Source organism: Bradyrhizobium sp. USDA 223, assembly GCF_044909005.1.
In the GTDB taxonomy this organism is placed as follows: domain Bacteria; phylum Pseudomonadota; class Alphaproteobacteria; order Rhizobiales; family Xanthobacteraceae; genus Bradyrhizobium; species Bradyrhizobium yuanmingense.
This window is the reverse complement of record NZ_JBIYDR010000001.1, coordinates 2,487,804-2,503,994: the sequence shown is the minus strand read 5'-3', so window position 1 is coordinate 2,503,994 and position 16,191 is coordinate 2,487,804. Positions and strand designations below refer to the sequence as shown.

The window sequence follows — 16,191 nt, the reverse complement described above, 5'->3', positions numbered from 1 at the left end:
GTCGAACGGGTCGCGGGCGCCGCTCTGGTGCGACGGCCGCGACCTGCGCCGCGGTGGTCGGCACGATTGGCGCGGCACTGCAAGAGCCGGCATGGACGCTAGAGTCGGCGTGAGCGTCGGGACGCCCGCCGATCGGGGCGATCCCATTAATTGGAGGGCTTTTGCTCCCGGTTGAGCAGCCCCAAGCGTCGTTCGAGCTCTTCCTTCTTGGCCACGAGTCTCGCGGCGAGAATGTCATTGACGACCGTGTGGAGTCGCCACAGCTCCTCGAGAGACATGCTCTCAAACGGCTTCCGTTCCATGAATCCCCCGACTCACGAATCGCACATAGCTTGAGGATAGGAGGGGCAGATGGCAACTCGGGGATTGGTTGCGCGGAAGTTACCTACACCTACGCGCCTATCTGCTTCATCGGGAGCTGCACGACCGACCTTGTCCGCGAACGGCGCAGCTGAGCTTGCGCAAGGCCGATGGCGGGAGTTCTCGAGCGCCGCGATCGTCGCACGGTCACGTGGTTAATTTTGCCCACGGCTTCGAGGAGCGCTTCGGCGTGCTTCTTGCCAAGGAGATCTCCAACCCAAGGAGGCGTACATCAATGGCACAACGAGGCCGTATTCTTACAAGCCGAAGTTCCGATCTGAAACAGATCGCCCGCGAGTTGGTGAGACTGCTCGACGCCCTCGAGGAGCTTGACGCCCTGAGAGAGAAGGTGCGGCTTGCCGAGGCCGCACGGGTGCTACATTAGCGCGCTCGCCGATTACGGAGTCCGCGGCCTGCCGGATCAATACACTGGCGGAAGGGGTGTCTTGTCAACTCTATTGATTGTGCACGCTTTTCTGCGCAGGTGCGAATAAATACTACGGTGTTTTCAACGGTTGAGTCGGCACTACCGAAACCGTAGTTTTTGTCCCAGAGGTGGGCCCCTTCCCTGGCCAAAACGGGTGACGTGCAATTTTGCTGTCTCTCTACGGCAAAGTGCGTGAAAGAGCGGATTGCTGAGCCCTTCGATCCGCCCTCTCCTTCTATTTGAGACCGTGAGACAATCGCCAGTCGTGAACCGACCGGCTAGCGTCCACCGTTAGATTCTCAAGCACGACGGGCCCTCTCACACGTGCCTATGCAGTCCCCAGAACGCAATAAGGAGAAGGGCCACGGCTCCAATTCCCAGTAGCATGAGAATAGCTTCCAGCATGACGAATCAAGCTCCGCCCGTGCCCAGGCTACACTCCGGTGGGGAATTGTCATCAAAGGCTGAGCCGCGCGCGCAGATCGAAGGTTCTGCAAGTTGGCACGCGCGTTCAAATCGCGTGCCGGGCGGCTCCCTTTCGCGATCCCGACATAGCGTGCTCGAAGATGAGCGCACCGAGCATCGCATTAGCCACTCGTCGTGAGCTTTAACGTCCAGAAGACCGGTGCAGAGTGAGAGACCTTGCGAGACGGAAACTGAAGGCCGAGATGGATCGCGCTGAGCGAAAATTTAGATAGGAGATTGCTTTATGACTATCGTCGCAGAGTGGAATTCGGCGAACCGACGCCGATGATCAGCGGGCCTGAGTTGGTCTTCGGGCGCTTTGCGGGCGCGCGTCGCGAGCTCATGAAGCCGTCGAAACTGCTGGCAGCAATATCTCATCCGTTGTCAGTGGATATTCGAAGTCAGGATATCGGGGTAAGCCGCGGCCCATCTTCGTAGCTACTCACCGTAGCTATTTGTGCGACGTTCCCGTTGATCTAAAGAAATCGATGTCTTTTCAGTATCCTGTCGTTGTTGGTGTGGAGGAGCGGATGTCGTCCGACTGCTGATATCGCGGTAGCACTGCTCATCTCCTTGGCGCCGGACAAGCCGACTGCAAGTCGATGTCGCCGATAGCGAAAGCCGCTCTACGATGCGCGTCGGAGGAGACGGCTAGACCAGCGGATACTCCCTCCTCCAAATCGCCTTGATAGCGTTCGTTCTTTTGCGGCTCAGATTCATAGCTACGGTTGAAAACTACGATCTCGGGCGCCCTGCAGCGTCCCGCACCCAGTAAGTGCCGGGATGTCGGCTTTTCCAGCCAGAAGCGGACTAAGTTCTGAGAAAGCCGGGATGCCCGATTCTGACCCGGAGCGGAAGTCAACCGGCGGCGGTCTTTTCGTAGGTCTGCATCTCGGCTAGGATTTGGCGCATGCCGCTCACCAGGCCGCCAAAGCCCTCAAGATTGAAGCTGGCGTCATCGGTATCCCCAAAGAAAGTCGCCCTGCTCACCAACATCGCCCACAGCTTGCGAGCCAGTTAGAAATGCTCGATGACCATGAACGGGAAAGCAAGCGAGGAGAGTAAGGCCGCCTCACTTTGCGGCCGCTTTCATGTCGTCGATGTGGTCCAAGTCGCCTATTGCCCCATCAGCAAAGTCGCGGCACCTCGTTGAGGTCCGCTTATCGAGGCGAGGCAGACTAGATTTGCTCAGGTTGAGTTCTTCGCATTCTGACTCAATTGAGACATCTGCTGCGCTTCGGTGACGTTTGATTGACGCTAGTGCTACACGGCAATCTCGGTCCTCGCCGCCAGCAGGGCTCGCGCCCGGAGGTCCACTATGAGTGTCAAGCGCGTCGGTCTCGATCTCGCCGCATCGATCCTTAAGTTCCGGGATGAACTCTGCTGGCCAAACCGCCCTCAGCCGACGCTTGGGCCGCAGCCAGCTGCCCTGACTTTTTGTTCACGCTGCCAGCGATCCTTGAGACGTTCTTTCCGCGCGTCCCGTGCGAATGAAATTGCGAAGCACATCGCAAAACTCGTCCGTGGCCGAGAACATCGGATTGTGCCCCTTGCCGTCGAAGACATAGAGCTGCGCGTCCGGGATGCGGGACGCGATAAATTCGCTCGCGGCGCTGGTGACCAGCTGGTCTTCTCGGCCGTGCGCGACGAGCGTCGGAACAGCGATCGATTCGAGCAGCGGCGCGATGTCCATGCCCGGATCCGGATCGTAGAAGCTGAGGATCGTCTCGGTCGGCAACCTGCACATGCGCTCGATGGCCATCCGCCGCAAATCTTCGGCATCTGGCTCGCTGTAGACGTACCGAGTTTGCAAGCGGATCAATTCCTCAACGTCGCCCCGAGCGTAGGCGTCCTTACGATGAGCCATGTAATCCGGGTTAAACACCGGGCGCCCATCCGGTAGCGCTCCCATCATCGGCGTGCCCACCGTCATCATCTTTCCGACGAGTTCCCGGTGCGCATGGGCGAGCTGGATAAGCAGGTTGGAGCCGCGCGAGATGCCGACGCCGATGATTGGGACGGCACCGGCGGCCTTGATGATCGCGCGGAGGTCCTCCATGTGTTGGAGCGTCGAGTAAGGACGCATCAGAGGTGATGATCGTCCGGCGCCGCGGCAGTCAACCGTGATGACACAGAATTCTTGGCGAAGCTGCTCGAGAATCGGTTCAAAGGTCGACAGCCCGTAGACAATGGGATTGATGAATACGATCGTCGGCTCGCCGCTGCCGTGCTCATAGAAGACGAGACGCGCGCCGTCCCGCTCCGCGTACCGGGCGCGGTGAACGCAGTTGCGCGCGCGGTCGCGGTCGGCATCGGTCTCGCCGAGCGCCATGGCGCGCTCGTAGTAGTCGTTCGCTCTGTCGAGATCGTCCTCGACGCCGGCCAAGTCACCCAGCATCAGGAGGCACTCGCGCTCGGTGCCTCGATCGGCCGATGCTGCACTGTCTCGAGGACGCGCCGTGAGCTGCAGGCACGTTTCAAGTTGGGAGACCGCCTCTTTGACGGCATGCCGCGCTTTTGCCAACCGACCGGCGGCCAGAAGATAAATTGCCCCTTGGTCGAGCAGGCCGCCTTCGACGAAATGATGGGCGACGATCTCGGGCTGGCCCGCCGCGATCTCCGGCCGCAACTGCTCGATCGCTTGCGCGATATGCGCATGCAGTTGCTGACGCGGTGATTTAAGCAAGGTGGCGTAGGCCGCGTCGCGGACGAGCGCGTGCTTGAAGCTGTACGTATGATGCGGCGGCATCCCACGTCGTTGGATGAGCCCCGCGCGACACAGTTGATCGAGCACCGCCGTCAGCTGCAGCTCCGGGTATCCCGCGATCGCGCCAACGACCTCCTCGTCGAACTCCCGGCCGATGCAAGCAGCGATCTGCGCCACCTCGCGTGCCGGAGCCAAGCGATCGAGGCGCGCCATGAGCGACTCCTGCAGCGTCGCCGGAATGGCCAGCGGCGGAAGTGGGCCGACGAGCTCGAGATGACCATCGCCGGCCGTTGTCTTCCAGATCACCGATTCGAGGACCGCTTTCGTCAATTCCTCGACGAACAGCGGCACGCCCTCGGTGCGGGAGAGGATGGCTTCGATGACGATGGGCGGAAGCTGCCGTCCGCCCGCTGCTCTCTGGATAAGCGCTCGGGATGCTGGCCGCCCCAAGCGATTGAGGCTGAGGAATGTGACATGCGGGAAATTCGTCCAAGGCGTCGGCACGTCAGGCCGCAAAGTGGCGACGAGAAGTATCGGCAGAACCCGGATCCTATCCACCATCCGCTCGAAAAGCTCCGCCGACGTCGGGTCGAGCCAATGCGCGTCCTCAAGGACCAGGAGCATCGGCCGCTGGTGTGAGAGCCCCTCCATTTGCGCCAGGAGAATGCCAAAGACCCGCGCCTTTTTCTCCTGCGGTGTCCCGCCGCGCGCCGCGTAGCGTCCATTGAGCGGCAGCCCCATCAGCTCGGCGAGCAGCGGCGTCGCGTCCTCCCCTAACCCACCCGCTTTGTCGAGGAGCTGCTCCAGCTTCTCGAGCTTCAATGAGGGTGCATCCTCACGCAGGTACCCTGCCGCCCGTTGGAGCTGGACGCTCACCGGCCAGAGCGCGCTGTCCACATGATGGGGCGAGCAGGAATATCCGATCCGGAACCGAGGTTCGTGGCGGAGACACTCACGCAGCGCGAGGACAATCCGAGACTTGCCGATGCCAGCTTCGCCAGACAACAGTACGACCTGACCTTCGCCGCCTTTGGCCATCTCCCAGCGATCGAGAAGGAGAGCGAGTTCGTGTTCGCGGCCGATCAATGGACCTACCTCGGCTCGTCGCAGGGCCTCGAACCGACCTTCGGCCGCCGCTTCCCCAACAACGCGGAACGCCGGTTCCGAGGCTTTGATCCCTCGCATCTGTTGCGGGCCCAGGTCGGTGAGCGCGAACCAGCTGCCAAGAAGGCGCCGCGTGCTCTCGGAGATCACCACAGCTCCGGGCTCCGCGAACTGCTGCAGACGCGCGGCGAGGTTCGGCGTGGCGCCGACAATCCCTTCTTCCTGGGCAGCCCCTTCCCCCATAACGTCGCCAACCACGACCAGGCCGGTTGCGATACCGACGCGCGCGGAAAGAGTACGGCCCGCTCGATTCTCTAGCCGCTCTACGGCTTCCACGACTGCAAGCCCGGTGCGCACCGCACGTTCGGCCTCGTCCTCATGCGCCTGCGGCCAGCCGAAATAAACCAGCACGCCGTCACCCATGAGCTTGGCAATGTATCCCTCGAAGCGGGCCACCTCCGCCGCAACCGCTTGGTGGTAGGCCGCAAGGATCTCACTCATGTCCTCGGGGTCGAGGCGCTCCGAAAGGGCAGTCGAACCGACGAGGTCGGCGAACATGACCGTCAGATGACGGCGCTCGGCGTGCCGCGTTTTCATCAATGGTCGTGAACTACCGGCTTCCTTTGGCGGAGGCCCGCGATCATCCTCCAGGTCCTTGCCAAGCGTCGGGGAAAGGGCGGCGATCGCCGAGAGGAGCTTCTTGCGGTGGCCCAACGATGTGATGCCGAGTTCACGCAGATCGTCTGCGGTCAAGCTGGGCAGGGTCTCCGCGTCTACGTCGTTGTCGCGAAACACGCTCTCGTACTGATACAACCCGAGGCGGCGCAGCCAATCCGTTATGTCCACATCGACCTCCCACAGGAGAGCGTCGGTCCTTGGTCGCAAGGAAGTCTACCGCAGCCTGCGACAGCACACCATCCCCGGTCCCGCCAGCTGGCAAAAGATTAGACTAGCTGCGGTCGGCGCCGGCTCGAGTTGCCGACGCAATCCCAGTCATCATCTTGCCCGACATGCCCCACTGGGGAGCCGCGCCTAATGTCGGCTGCTGGGCCCTGAGCCGACCTTTTGCCGAGCGCGTCGCCATGTCAGCTTCTTGGGGCAGACCGTACACTTTAAGATTGGACGCAACCAACGCTTTTGACCCTCAGTGTCTGCTCGACGCCTACCCTGTCCTCCGGTCATCCAATTGGGTGACATTGGCGCCGCTCAGGAATACGGCCCAATCCTTCATTAGCCCCCGGCGCTTTTCGAGCTTATGACCTCGTTGATAGGCTGCGGTGGTCTCGCTCTTGTATTTGTGGGCCAGTGCAGCTTCGCGTACGCCATCCGTCACATGTCCGTAGCCGAGTCGATCAAGTACCGCGAGCATCGCGTTTTCGGAGAATGCCCCGCTGTCCGGATTGGTGAAGATCAGTTCGCCTTGGCGGCCGTTTCGCATCTCGTCGAGGACCGCCAACGCGGGATCCGTCAAAGGAACGTAGTGGTCCTGGTCCATCTTCATTCGTTCGCCGGGGATTTTCCAAGTCGAGCCTGACCGATCGATCTCAGACCACCGCGCTTCGACCGCCTCGTTCGTGCGGCAGGCCGTGAAGATGAGGAATCGGAGCATGGCGGCAGCTGTTCCGGGTGCACCGGCAAGGAGCTTCATGAACGCCGGCGCCTCAGTGTACGGCAAGGCCGGATGATGACGGACGACCCGCTTGGGGCGCTTTGGTAGCTTTTCGCGCAACTGCCTCGTAAGCTCGGCCGGATTGCGGAAGTCTGGATCGTCGATGTCAACGTTCTTCGCAATGATCGTTTCGATCCGGCCGCGAACCCGGTTTGCAGTCTCGCGCTTCTCCACCCAGATCGGCTTGAGCAGATCGTGAATGTGGCTCGGCTTGATCTCCGGGATGGTCAGCTTGCCGATTGTGGGATAGGCGTAACGCTTGAGGGACGATGGCCACTGATCGCGATGCTTCTCGCTCCAGGTCGACCAATTCGTCCGGATGTAGGCTTCCGCGCATTCCTCGAACGTTGGCAACACAACCTGGGCCTCGACGGCTTTCGCTTCTTCACGCGCCTTTCGCCTCTCCTGCACTATGTCCACGCCGGCGGTGCTGCGATCGCCTTTCACGCGCAGCCTCGCCGCATCCCGTGCCAGCCGTGCATCTTTTAGCGACACTTCCTTCAAGGAGCCCAGGCCGTGCCAGCGCTCTTTGCCGTCTTTCCAATATCTGTATGACCAGCTCTTCGACGTTGGTCCGGTGATGATCAAGTAGAGCCCATCACCATCGGCGTATTTACCGGGCTTGCTTTGGCGCTCTACGTCGAGCGGTTTGAGCCTTCCAGCCATTGTTCCTCCAGGAAAACCGTCCTCCGAACCCACGGGCTAATGCTACGGTCAGTGCCCCGATTAGGGGGAACACCGGCGAACTGCAAAGTACAGCTCTTCGGCGCAAGTCACTGATTTTGCTGTGGAGTTCGAACGACTGCGAACAGTGGAGAACAATATACTGGCGGAAGGGGTGGGATCATATTTCTGGTCTCCGGAAGTCTACCCACTTCCATTATACCCTATGTTTTATAGGGTAGCGGTGAATTTTAGGGCTATGCAGGATTCCAGAAGTCTACTAGCTTCCACGTCTGATTTGTACGTAGCTCAATACGTAGGAGCCGGCGATGGGGCGAGCGGTCAACCAGCTTAGCGATAAGTGGATTAAGAAAGCTGACCTCCCGCCCGGCCTCTACGGTGACGGGAACGGCCTCTATTTGCAGGTCAGCCCGTCCTACACTGAGGGCGAGAAGCCCACCAAGAGCTGGATCTTCCGCTTCATGATCCGCGGCCGGGCTCGGAAGATGGGCCTCGGTGACGTCGATCAAATCAGCCTCAAGGATGCTCGCAAACTGGCCCAGGCGAAGCGCCTGCTTGTGGTCGACGGCATAGACCCGATCGAGGAGCGCAAGGCCCGGAAGCTTGCCCTGGTGGCCGAGCACGAGACAGAGAAGGCCAAGGCGACGACCTTCCGGCAATGTGCCGAGGCCTACATCAAGGCCAATCAGGCGGGGTGGAAAAGCGCCAAGCACGCTGCTCAATGGGAAGCGACCCTGGAAACCTATGCCTATCCGACCATTGGCAACCTGCCTGTTGCCCTGGTCGATCGAAACCACGTCATGAAGATCCTTGAACCGATCTGGACGATCAAGACCGAGACCGCCAGCCGGGTCCGCGGGCGGATCGAGAAGGTGCTGGACCGGGCCAAGGCCCTCGGCCTTCGGGATGGCGAAAACCCGGCCCGGTGGATTGGGCATCTCGACCAGCTATTGCCGCGCAAGTCGCAGGTCGCTCCTGTGGAGCACTTCGCCGCCCTGCCCTACAAGCAGTTGCCGGCCCTCATGACAAAGCTTCGCAAGCGTGACGGCATCAGCGCCCGAGCGCTCGAGTTCACGATCCTCAACGTCACCCGCACCGCAAACACGATCGGCGCGAAGTGGGACCAGATCGATACCAAGGAAAAGACGTGGACTATCCCGGGCGAGCTCATGAAGGGAAAGAAAGGCAAGCGTCGGCCCGATCACGTCATCCCGCTGTCTGATCGTGCCCTTGCGATTCTGGCCGACCTGCCCCGCGACGGCGAGTATGTGTTCCCGGGCGCAAAGGAAGGGACCGGCCTCAGCAATATGGCAATGGCCGAAACCCTCAAGGAGATGGGCTATGACGGCGATAAAGCGACCGTGCACGGCTTCCGCTCCACCTTCAAGGATTGGGCTTCCGAGCAGACGGCCTACGCAAACGAGCTCACCGAAATGGCGATGGCTCACATTGTCAGCGACAAGACCGAGCGCGCCTATCGCCGCGGCGATCAGCGGGAGAAGCGCGTTCGGCTGATGCAGGATTGGGCGGACTATTGCGAGCGCAGCGTACCGGCTGGCAACAACGTGGTGGCGATCGGGGCGCATCGATGAGCCGCGGCGGCAAGCGCGCAGGTGCCGGTCGGAAGCCAGACCTCCTACCGGAGGATGCGAAGCTTATCCGCGAGGACTACGAGCAACGGGCGAGGAAAGTCCGAAGAGAGCAATGGCAAAAAGGGATCGAGCGAGAACTTAAGAGCAAGAGGGACATTGAGCCGAACCCCGGCGAGCTGAAGTGTCCCAAGAGCTGGACTCCAGAGAGGGTTTTCGAGTTTCGGGCAAAGTATCATCCGATCGTTTTGGAATACGGCTTGTCGAAAAAGAAGATACCCGAGGGACTGCCGATCAACGTTGAGCACGCCATCATGAAGATGCGGCACAATAAACAAAAGCGTATAAGGAAACGGCATTTCTCAACGCAGGATCTGCCGCGGCTGTATCGAGGTCGGCAAGCAGTCATCCAAGCGGTGGCGCACTCCTGGGGCATCTCCCCTCGCATGGTAAGGACCATCATCGAGGCAAATACAGACGTTTGATTGTTGGCGCAATCGCGGGAGGCGGCCAATTTCGCCTAGTGCCATTCTCCACCTTGTACTCCAGCGGACGCTGTCCGCCTAACAGACGAGGTAGAAAATGCAAAAGGCACTACGGCTTCCCGCTGTCATGGAAGCGACCGGACTGGCAAAGGCGACCATCTATAAGCACATCGGCACCGGCAAATTTCCGCCTGGTACACGGCGGACGGACATTCGCCTGCACACCTGGGACGCGGATGAGATCGAGAGCTGGAAGCGCGGCGAGTGGAAGCCGGCGGAGGCGGTGGCCTGATGCAGCCTCTAAAAGGAAACCCCGCAACGCTGGCGGCGTGCGGGGCTCCGAAATCTGATCTGGCTGGCGCTTCGATCTGTTCGGATAATATCGCCTCCCTGCCCCCAATTCAAGCTGATGCGATGGCGGAGCGCGCGTTTGCGTATCAGCTCGCCGCGATCGTATTCGGCAAGCCCATGGCGCCGGACCAGGACAAGCGCGCCCTGGTCGTGCCAACGTGCGAGGACTGCACCGAGCCGAAGCAGAAGCTGTACCTGATCGGCTCCCGCGTCTGTCCAGAGTGTCAGATCGAAGTGCGCTCGGACTGGCGATGGAATCGGGCAACCTGCTCTGAGCGCTGCCGCAAGCGCCGCCTGCGACGTGTCCAGCGGGACGAGAGACCGGAGCGGCCTTGCACAGTCTGCCAACAGCCATTCAAGCCAAGGCGATCAGATGCCGAGTATTGCTCGGGAGCTTGCCGGCAATGGGCCTATCGTCGCCGGGCCTGATCCCGTTGGGGTGATTTATAGCCTCGAGCCGTGAGCAAAGGGCACAACTACGCGCGCGTGAGGGCGTTACGCGTTGCGGTTACGTCCACCCCTATAGGGTGGTGGAACGTAACGCAACAGCGCAACGCTAGGCCCTGATGTTGCGCGCAACGTTGCGGTAACGCAGGCGCAACAGCGCAACGCTAGCGCCCTGCCCTGGCGAGATGTCCAAGCTTCGGACAGGTTCAGGCGGAAACGTCTTCTGCCTCATCGCTCGGTTGGAGGCCGAAAAGCAAAGATAAATTCCAGCAGCGTCTATCAGCGTACAATCCTACGTACAAAATCAATTGCTGTTGCCGGTGCTCTGTCGGTAAATTGTCGGCGCTGATTTGAACGGAGCACGCGCCGCTGATGGCGGGATTACTGGACTACATCGCTGGCAGGGATGAAGGGGCGCCACAAGCGCCGTCATCGATCCCCGATCGCTCCGGCTGGGACTTCACGGACGTTGCGCGCTCGTTCGGCAGTGGCCTGGTGAGCGGCGCAGGCATGTTGGCGGGCTTGCCTGGAGACGTGCGGCAGATGATTGCTGCGGGGCATGATGCCATTCTCCGGCCGATCGAGCGGCGCCTTGGATACGAAGGCCCCTCGCCCGAGCTGATGCGCCAGATCTACGCCCAACGGCCCCAGCTTCTGCCGACATCCGAGCAGCTCGCGTCCCAGGCGCAAGCGGTCCTGGGCCAACCCCATCAACCGCAAACCGATGCCGGCGACGTTGCTTACAAGGTCGGGGAGAAGATCCCCGGCATTCCCCTGTTTCTCGCCACTCGCGGCCTGAGGTGACGATGCCTGAATTTCGCTACGCCCGTGAGGAGCTTCTAAAGGCCGCTGCCGAGCGCAAGGGGCTTACCGTCGCGGCCTACCTGCGATCAATTGCAGACGCTGCGCTGGCGGCTGAGGGCTTCCCTGTGGGCGAGCAGCAGTATTGCCTAGTCCGCGGCGGCGAGCTGATCGCGACTAGCTTCAAGCCGGCGAAAGATCCTGATGGCGGCGAGTGGCTGCCGATTGAGAACGAGGACACTGAGCCTTTCGACCCGGCCAAGCACTGGCGGTTGAAGCCGCTTCCGCTTCGCCTGGACTCGACGCGTGGCATCGTGGTTCGCACCTATCCTGTCATTGCCAAGTGTCAGGAGCACGCATGACCGGCGTTGCATGGTGGAGGTAACCGAGCCGTCACTTGGCAGCTTCGATCGGCTGGTCGACCAGGAGCACGCTTGGCGCGGCGGCTACTTCGCGGACCTTGAGCAGGACGACTGCGATCGGGAGGACGACGACCCTGCAGAAGCCAGCGAGGCATCTGGCATCGGGGATTATGAGGGCTTGCTGGAGCAAGTCGGCCAGCAGGACTGGACGAACACGGTGATGGCCTGACGATTGATCATCGCAAGATCGAGGGCCCGCCGGTTCACGCTGGCGGGCCTTTTCTGACCGACCCTGGGCGCCGGCCGGTCGCCGAGTGCGCCCAAGCGGATGGTCAAAATTGCTCAGACTTGGTCTGCCACAGGTGTTAACAACATCCATCACCGCGCGGCCCTAGGCATATATCGGTGATGAGAACGCCATCACGCGCTCCCGCCTCCTTCCTCAGGAGGAGTTAGAGCCATGCAGCTGCGCCGCCGCATCAAGCAAACCATATCCCTTGAAGAACGCCTTGCCGCAGAGGCCCTGCGCCTGCGCGAGCAAGCTAAACTGCTTCCGCCAGGGATTGAGCGCGAGCGTGCAATCCGCAAAGCGCGCCTGGCTGAAACCGGCTCGCACATCAGCGAGTGGCTACGGTCGCCCGGCCTAAGAGCACCGACTTGAAGTAAGGCCGCCTCAGCTGTCGGCCTTTCGTTTCCGGCCCGCGAACTGCGGTGGTCTGCCGCTCTCGAAATCGGGTCTGACATCAGCACCGCGGTTGCCGCAGCCGGCGCACACGAAGCGTGGCTCCACATCAGACAAGCGAACGTCATCGGGCCAGCGATCGGCGCTCAGCGCGACGTGGTGACCGCAATGGCAGTAGACCAGCACACGGCGCAATCCCATCTCGCGCATCTGGCCGAACGTGATCTGAGCGGCCGGCCATCAGGGTGCGTCGGCGTATGGCGTTGTGCCGAGCGAGGCATGCCGCCAACGAAACTTTTCGCGCTCCAGAGTCAACCGTCTCTCACCCTCGCGGGCGTTGGCTCGCGGTCAACGTGGCGAAGAATACGACGGCCAAGAGAACCCACCCGACGACATCGACAGCACTCATCGTTGTGCTCCAACGATTGTACGTTCGTTTGTGCTTTGATGGACGTCGTCTCCGATAAGTATCTGATTTTGCTGATCTTTTGGCGGAAGGGGTGGGATTCGAACCCACGGTACCCTTGCGGGCACGCCGGTTTTCAAGACCGGTGCCTTAAACCACTCGGCCACCCTTCCAAGCCTGGAACGGCTGTCGCTTAACCCAGTCGCCTGCACAAGGCAACGCGAAGTTGGGCCGCCCTCACCTCCGGCTCCCTGTCAGGCGAGTGTCAGCGTGTTCGCTTAGGCTACGCCTTCGCAAATCCGCAGACGCTGGCGACATCTCCCATGGCGTCGCCGGTTGCGAGGCCCGGCTGGATTGGTCTCCATACCCGGGCCTCGTTTTGCACTTAGCCCAAAAGCAAACGGCGCCCCGTGGGAGCGCCGCTCGAAACCGGTTCTCTTGGGGGTGTCAGTAGCCGCAGGACGCGCAGTTCATCTGCACCGGGGCGTAATAGGAATACCCCGGCGAGACCATCTCGACTCGCTGCCGGGTGGCGTATTGCGGCGGGATGCGCTCGTACTGGACGCTGGGGGGCGCGACCATCACGGTCTGCGGCACCATCACGGTGCGATACTGCGCCGGCGTGCGGTGCGCGACCACGGAGCCGGGCGAGACCATCACGGTCTCGTCGACGGTGCGGTATTGCGGCGGCACATATTGTTGCTGGTAGCAGGTCGTGCACGGCGGCGGCGTGTAGCAATTGTAGCAGCCGGCGGAGGCCGCGCCCGTCATGGAAATGGCGGCGACGGCCGTTGAGAAAACGACAGCGAGAGTACGAGACATTGCGGTGGTGCCCCAGTTGCCCGAAACGGATCTGCGAAGGTCGCGGGAGTATACGGCGCAAAACCTTGCCTTGCCGAACTTCGTCGAGGCATCCTTAATGCGAACGATCGATCGCGGCGGAGCGGTAAGAACTCATTGACCACGCGCATTAACGCGCGGGATGTTTGCGCGGGGGGCGCATGACAGCGAGTCCGCGATCGGACATCGCCGCGGTACTCGTTCGAGCATGATTTGCAGTTCATCCGCGTTCGATGTTCGACCTTTCAACGCCTCGCTGCTCTTTCCAGAAACTCCAACAGCGAGGGATCGGTCTCCTCGAGTTCGACGAAGCGGCGGCGCAGCTCATCGGCGATTTCGGCGGTGGCATCGCGCGACCATCCCTCCGCGGTATTGAAGGCCACGATACGTGCGGGATGGAGATATTGCCCTTCGGCGAGATGTCTGAGCAGGGTCGCGCGATTGGCGTCCTCCTCGGCCGTCTCGCACCAAGCCCGGCCCAGGCGGCGGCCGAAATCATCGAGCACAAGATAGACGTCCCGGTCTGTCGTGATTTGCGGCACGAGTGATGGAGAATGACTCATGGCTAACTCCGCTATTGGCAATCCGGACCCTTTGCGGACGAATCTCGATACGGCGACCGCCTCGGCTGGATTCGGAAAAAATGGATTTCGACGATTTTTCTTAGGATGGCACGATTAAATAAAAATAAAAACACAATTAATAAAAATTAAATAGCAAAATGTGGACAATGCACTAAGTTGATGATGCCTGGCGGGCGAGCCCGCACGTCGGGTGCCCACTGAGCAAACGGCTCCCGCTCCCCACCCCAACCAGCCCCACGCCCTAGGGAGGCGGGGGCCGTTCTTTCCCGATCTCCGTTCCGGCTACTTCCTGCAACGGCGCATCCGGGTGGTCGCACGGAGCCGCGAGGCGTTCCGAAGATCGCCGATCCAGGCCAGTGGCGCCGATGCTGCCTACTTCGGACGCCGCTTGACCTCGCGCACCGCACCACGCGCGGCACTGGTGGTGAGCGCGGCGTAAGCCTGCAGCGCGGTCGAGACGTTGCGCTTGCGGCCTTGCGCCTGCCAGGCGGCATCGCCCTTCGCCTCCTCCGCGGCGCGGCGCTTGGCGAGCTCCTCGTCGGAGACCTCGAGGCTGATGCTGCGGTTCGGGATGTCGATGGCGATGATGTCGCCCGTCCGCACCAGACCGATATTGCCGCCTTCGGCGGCCTCTGGCGACAGATGGCCGATCGACAGGCCGGAGGAGCCGCCGGAGAAGCGGCCGTCGGTGACGAGCGCACAGGCTTTGCCGAGGCCCATCGATTTCAGATAGCTGGTCGGATACAGCATCTCCTGCATGCCGGGGCCGCCGCGCGGGCCTTCATAGATGATGACCACGACCTCGCCGGCGACGACCTTGCCGCCCAGGATGCCGTCGACGGCCGCGTCCTGGCTCTCGAACACGCGCGCGGGGCCGGAGAATTTCAGGATCGAGGCATCGACACCGGCGGTCTTCACGATGCAGCCGTCCTGCGCGAGATTGCCGTAGAGCACGGCGAGGCCGCCGTCCTTGCTGAAGGCGTGCGCGAGATCGCGCACCACGCCCTTCTCGCGGTCGGCGTCGAGCTCGTCGTAGCGGCGCTCCTGGCTGAAGGCGACTTGCGTCGGGATGCCGCCGGGCGAAGCGCGATAGAAGGTGCGGACCGTCTCGCTCTTAGTGCGCTTAATGTCCCAGCGCTCCAGCGCCTCGTTCATGGTCGGCGCGTGCACGGTCGAGACCGAAGTGTCGATCAGCCCGGCGCGGTCGAGCTCGCCGAGGATGCCCATGATGCCGCCGGCACGGTGCACGTCCTCGACATGCACGTCGGCGACGGAAGGCGCGACCTTGCAGAGCACGGGCACGCGGCGCGACAGCCGGTCGATGTCCTTCATGGTGAAGGCGACCTGCCCCTCATGGGCGGCGGCCAAGAGATGCAGCACGGTGTTGGTCGAGCCGCCCATCGCGATGTCGAGCGTCATCGCGTTTTCGAACGCCTTGAAATTCGCGATGTTGCGCGGCAGCACGGAGGCGTCGTCCTGCTCGTAATAGCGGCGGACCAAATCGACGATGGTGTGACCGGCCTCGACGAAAAGGCGCTTGCGGTCGGCATGTGTTGCGACCACCGAGCCATTGCCGGGCAGCGCGAGGCCGAGCGCCTCGGTGAGGCAGTTCATGGAATTGGCGGTAAACATGCCCGAGCAGGAGCCGCAGGTCGGGCACGCCGAGCGCTCGATCACCTTGACGTCCTCGTCGCTGACCTTGCTATCGGCCGCGGCAACCATGGCATCGATGAGGTCGACGGCCTTGGTCTTGCCGGCCAGCTTGACCTTGCCGGCCTCCATCGGCCCGCCCGAGACGAACACGGCGGGGATGTTGAGCCTGAGCGCGGCCATCAGCATGCCGGGCGTGATCTTGTCGCAGTTGGAGATGCAGACGAGGCCATCGGCGCAATGCGCGTTGGCCATGTATTCGACGCTGTCGGCGATCAGCTCGCGCGACGGCAGGCTGTAGAGCATGCCGTCATGGCCCATGGCGATGCCATCGTCGACCGCGATGGTGTTGAACTCCTTGGCGACGCCGCCGGCCTGCTCGATCTCGCGTGCCACGAGCTGGCCGAGGTCCTTCAGATGGACGTGGCCGGGCACGAACTGGGTGAAGGAGTTGACCACCGCGATGATTGGCTTGCCGAAATCGGCGTCCTTCATGCCCGTCGCGCGCCAGAGGCCGCGGGCGCCCGCCATGTTGCGGCCGTGGGTGGTGGTGCGGGAGCGATAGGCTGGCATGGCGG

14 protein-coding genes, 1 tRNA gene and 1 pseudogene are annotated in these 16,191 nt (G+C 61.9%); 8 read left to right on the top strand and 8 right to left on the bottom strand.

Annotated features, from left to right (window positions below; genetic code table 11):
* Window positions 1–457: 457 nt before the first annotated feature.
* Window positions 458–745, top strand: coding sequence for a hypothetical protein (locus tag ABIA40_RS11490; RefSeq protein WP_271542225.1), 288 nt, complete (start codon window positions 458–460; stop codon window positions 743–745).
* 1,365 nt (window positions 746–2,110) lie between these two features.
* Here the strand turns inward: ABIA40_RS11490 and ABIA40_RS11485 are convergent.
* From ABIA40_RS11485 to ABIA40_RS11475, 3 genes are all read right to left on the bottom strand, one after another.
* A complete protein-coding gene (locus tag ABIA40_RS11485; protein ID WP_404541082.1) occupies window positions 2,111–2,242 on the bottom strand; it encodes a hypothetical protein in 132 nt (43 codons plus the stop codon).
* Window positions 2,243–2,693: 451 nt separating this feature from the next.
* Complete coding sequence (locus ABIA40_RS11480; RefSeq protein ID WP_271542242.1) at window positions 2,694–5,909, bottom strand: alpha/beta fold hydrolase; 3,216 nt, start codon at window positions 5,907–5,909, stop codon at window positions 2,694–2,696.
* A 316-nt stretch (window positions 5,910–6,225) separates the two neighbouring features.
* Window positions 6,226–7,398, bottom strand: coding sequence for a tyrosine-type recombinase/integrase (locus tag ABIA40_RS11475; protein WP_404541080.1), 1,173 nt, complete (start codon window positions 7,396–7,398; stop codon window positions 6,226–6,228).
* A 326-nt stretch (window positions 7,399–7,724) separates the two neighbouring features.
* Here ABIA40_RS11475 and ABIA40_RS11470 point away from each other — a divergent pair, with 326 nt between their 5' ends.
* The 7 genes from ABIA40_RS11470 (at window position 7,725) to ABIA40_RS11440 (ending at window position 12,112) form a co-directional block, all read left to right on the top strand.
* Window positions 7,725–9,008: a tyrosine-type recombinase/integrase gene (locus ABIA40_RS11470; RefSeq protein WP_404541078.1), complete on the top strand. Its 1,284-nt coding sequence runs from the start codon at window positions 7,725–7,727 to the stop codon at window positions 9,006–9,008.
* Entirely contained in the window at window positions 9,005–9,490 is a 486-nt protein-coding gene (locus ABIA40_RS11465) for a hypothetical protein (RefSeq protein ID WP_404541076.1), read from the top strand. The genes ABIA40_RS11470 and ABIA40_RS11465 overlap by 4 nt, the downstream gene beginning before the upstream one ends.
* A 97-nt stretch (window positions 9,491–9,587) precedes the next feature.
* Window positions 9,588–9,782, top strand: coding sequence for an AlpA family phage regulatory protein (locus ABIA40_RS11460; RefSeq protein WP_404541074.1), 195 nt, complete (start codon window positions 9,588–9,590; stop codon window positions 9,780–9,782).
* Window positions 9,783–10,660: 878 nt separating this feature from the next.
* Window positions 10,661–11,092 (top strand): hypothetical protein, encoded by a 432-nt coding sequence (locus ABIA40_RS11455; protein ID WP_404541072.1) that lies wholly within the window; start codon window positions 10,661–10,663, stop codon window positions 11,090–11,092.
* Window positions 11,093–11,094: 2 nt separating this feature from the next.
* On the top strand, window positions 11,095–11,451 hold the full coding sequence (locus tag ABIA40_RS11450) for a hypothetical protein (RefSeq protein ID WP_404541070.1): 357 nt from the start codon (window positions 11,095–11,097) through the stop codon (window positions 11,449–11,451).
* 10 nt (window positions 11,452–11,461) lie between these two features.
* Window positions 11,462–11,680 (top strand): hypothetical protein, encoded by a 219-nt coding sequence (locus tag ABIA40_RS11445; RefSeq protein WP_404541068.1) that lies wholly within the window; start codon window positions 11,462–11,464, stop codon window positions 11,678–11,680.
* 231 nt (window positions 11,681–11,911) lie between these two features.
* Window positions 11,912–12,112, top strand: a complete 201-nt coding sequence (locus ABIA40_RS11440; protein WP_404541066.1) for a hypothetical protein — start codon at window positions 11,912–11,914, stop codon at window positions 12,110–12,112.
* 12 nt (window positions 12,113–12,124) lie between these two features.
* Here ABIA40_RS11440 and ABIA40_RS11435 read toward each other — a convergent pair.
* The 5 genes and pseudogenes from ABIA40_RS11435 to ilvD all read right to left on the bottom strand — a co-directional run bounded on the left by ABIA40_RS11435 (window position 12,125) and on the right by ilvD (window position 16,186).
* Window positions 12,125–12,414, bottom strand: a pseudogene (locus ABIA40_RS11435) (hypothetical protein).
* A gap of 208 nt (window positions 12,415–12,622) precedes the next feature.
* A tRNA-Ser gene (locus ABIA40_RS11430) sits at window positions 12,623–12,712 on the bottom strand.
* A gap of 274 nt (window positions 12,713–12,986) precedes the next feature.
* The gene (locus ABIA40_RS11425) at window positions 12,987–13,310 is read right to left on the bottom strand and encodes a hypothetical protein (RefSeq protein WP_036028057.1); all 324 of its coding nucleotides are present in this window, start codon (window positions 13,308–13,310) and stop codon (window positions 12,987–12,989) included.
* 314 nt (window positions 13,311–13,624) lie between these two features.
* Window positions 13,625–13,942: a hypothetical protein gene (locus tag ABIA40_RS11420; RefSeq protein ID WP_036028058.1), complete on the bottom strand. Its 318-nt coding sequence runs from the start codon at window positions 13,940–13,942 to the stop codon at window positions 13,625–13,627.
* A gap of 393 nt (window positions 13,943–14,335) precedes the next feature.
* Entirely contained in the window at window positions 14,336–16,186 is a 1,851-nt protein-coding gene (gene ilvD / locus ABIA40_RS11415; RefSeq protein ID WP_225174935.1) for a dihydroxy-acid dehydratase, read from the bottom strand.
* Window positions 16,187–16,191: the final 5 nt, after the last annotated feature.

Excerpts from the sequence above, each read along its gene's own strand:
- ABIA40_RS11425 (WP_036028057.1), bottom strand. The coding sequence starts at position 13,310 with ATGACGGGCGCGGCCTCCGCCGGCTGCTACAATTGCTACACGCCGCCG.
- ABIA40_RS11450 (WP_404541070.1), top strand. The coding sequence starts at position 11,095 with ATGCCTGAATTTCGCTACGCCCGTGAGGAGCTTCTAAAGGCCGCTGCC.
- ABIA40_RS11460 (WP_404541074.1), top strand. The coding sequence starts at position 9,588 with ATGCAAAAGGCACTACGGCTTCCCGCTGTCATGGAAGCGACCGGACTG.
- ABIA40_RS11475 (WP_404541080.1), bottom strand. The coding sequence starts at position 7,398 with ATGGCTGGAAGGCTCAAACCGCTCGACGTAGAGCGCCAAAGCAAGCCC.
- ABIA40_RS11470 (WP_404541078.1), top strand. The coding sequence starts at position 7,725 with ATGGGGCGAGCGGTCAACCAGCTTAGCGATAAGTGGATTAAGAAAGCT.
- ABIA40_RS11465 (WP_404541076.1), top strand. The coding sequence starts at position 9,005 with ATGAGCCGCGGCGGCAAGCGCGCAGGTGCCGGTCGGAAGCCAGACCTC.
- ilvD (WP_225174935.1), bottom strand. The coding sequence starts at position 16,186 with ATGCCAGCCTATCGCTCCCGCACCACCACCCACGGCCGCAACATGGCG.
- ABIA40_RS11440 (WP_404541066.1), top strand. The coding sequence starts at position 11,912 with ATGCAGCTGCGCCGCCGCATCAAGCAAACCATATCCCTTGAAGAACGC.
- ABIA40_RS11445 (WP_404541068.1), top strand. The coding sequence starts at position 11,462 with ATGGTGGAGGTAACCGAGCCGTCACTTGGCAGCTTCGATCGGCTGGTC.
- ABIA40_RS11455 (WP_404541072.1), top strand. The coding sequence starts at position 10,661 with ATGGCGGGATTACTGGACTACATCGCTGGCAGGGATGAAGGGGCGCCA.
- ABIA40_RS11420 (WP_036028058.1), bottom strand. The coding sequence starts at position 13,942 with ATGAGTCATTCTCCATCACTCGTGCCGCAAATCACGACAGACCGGGAC.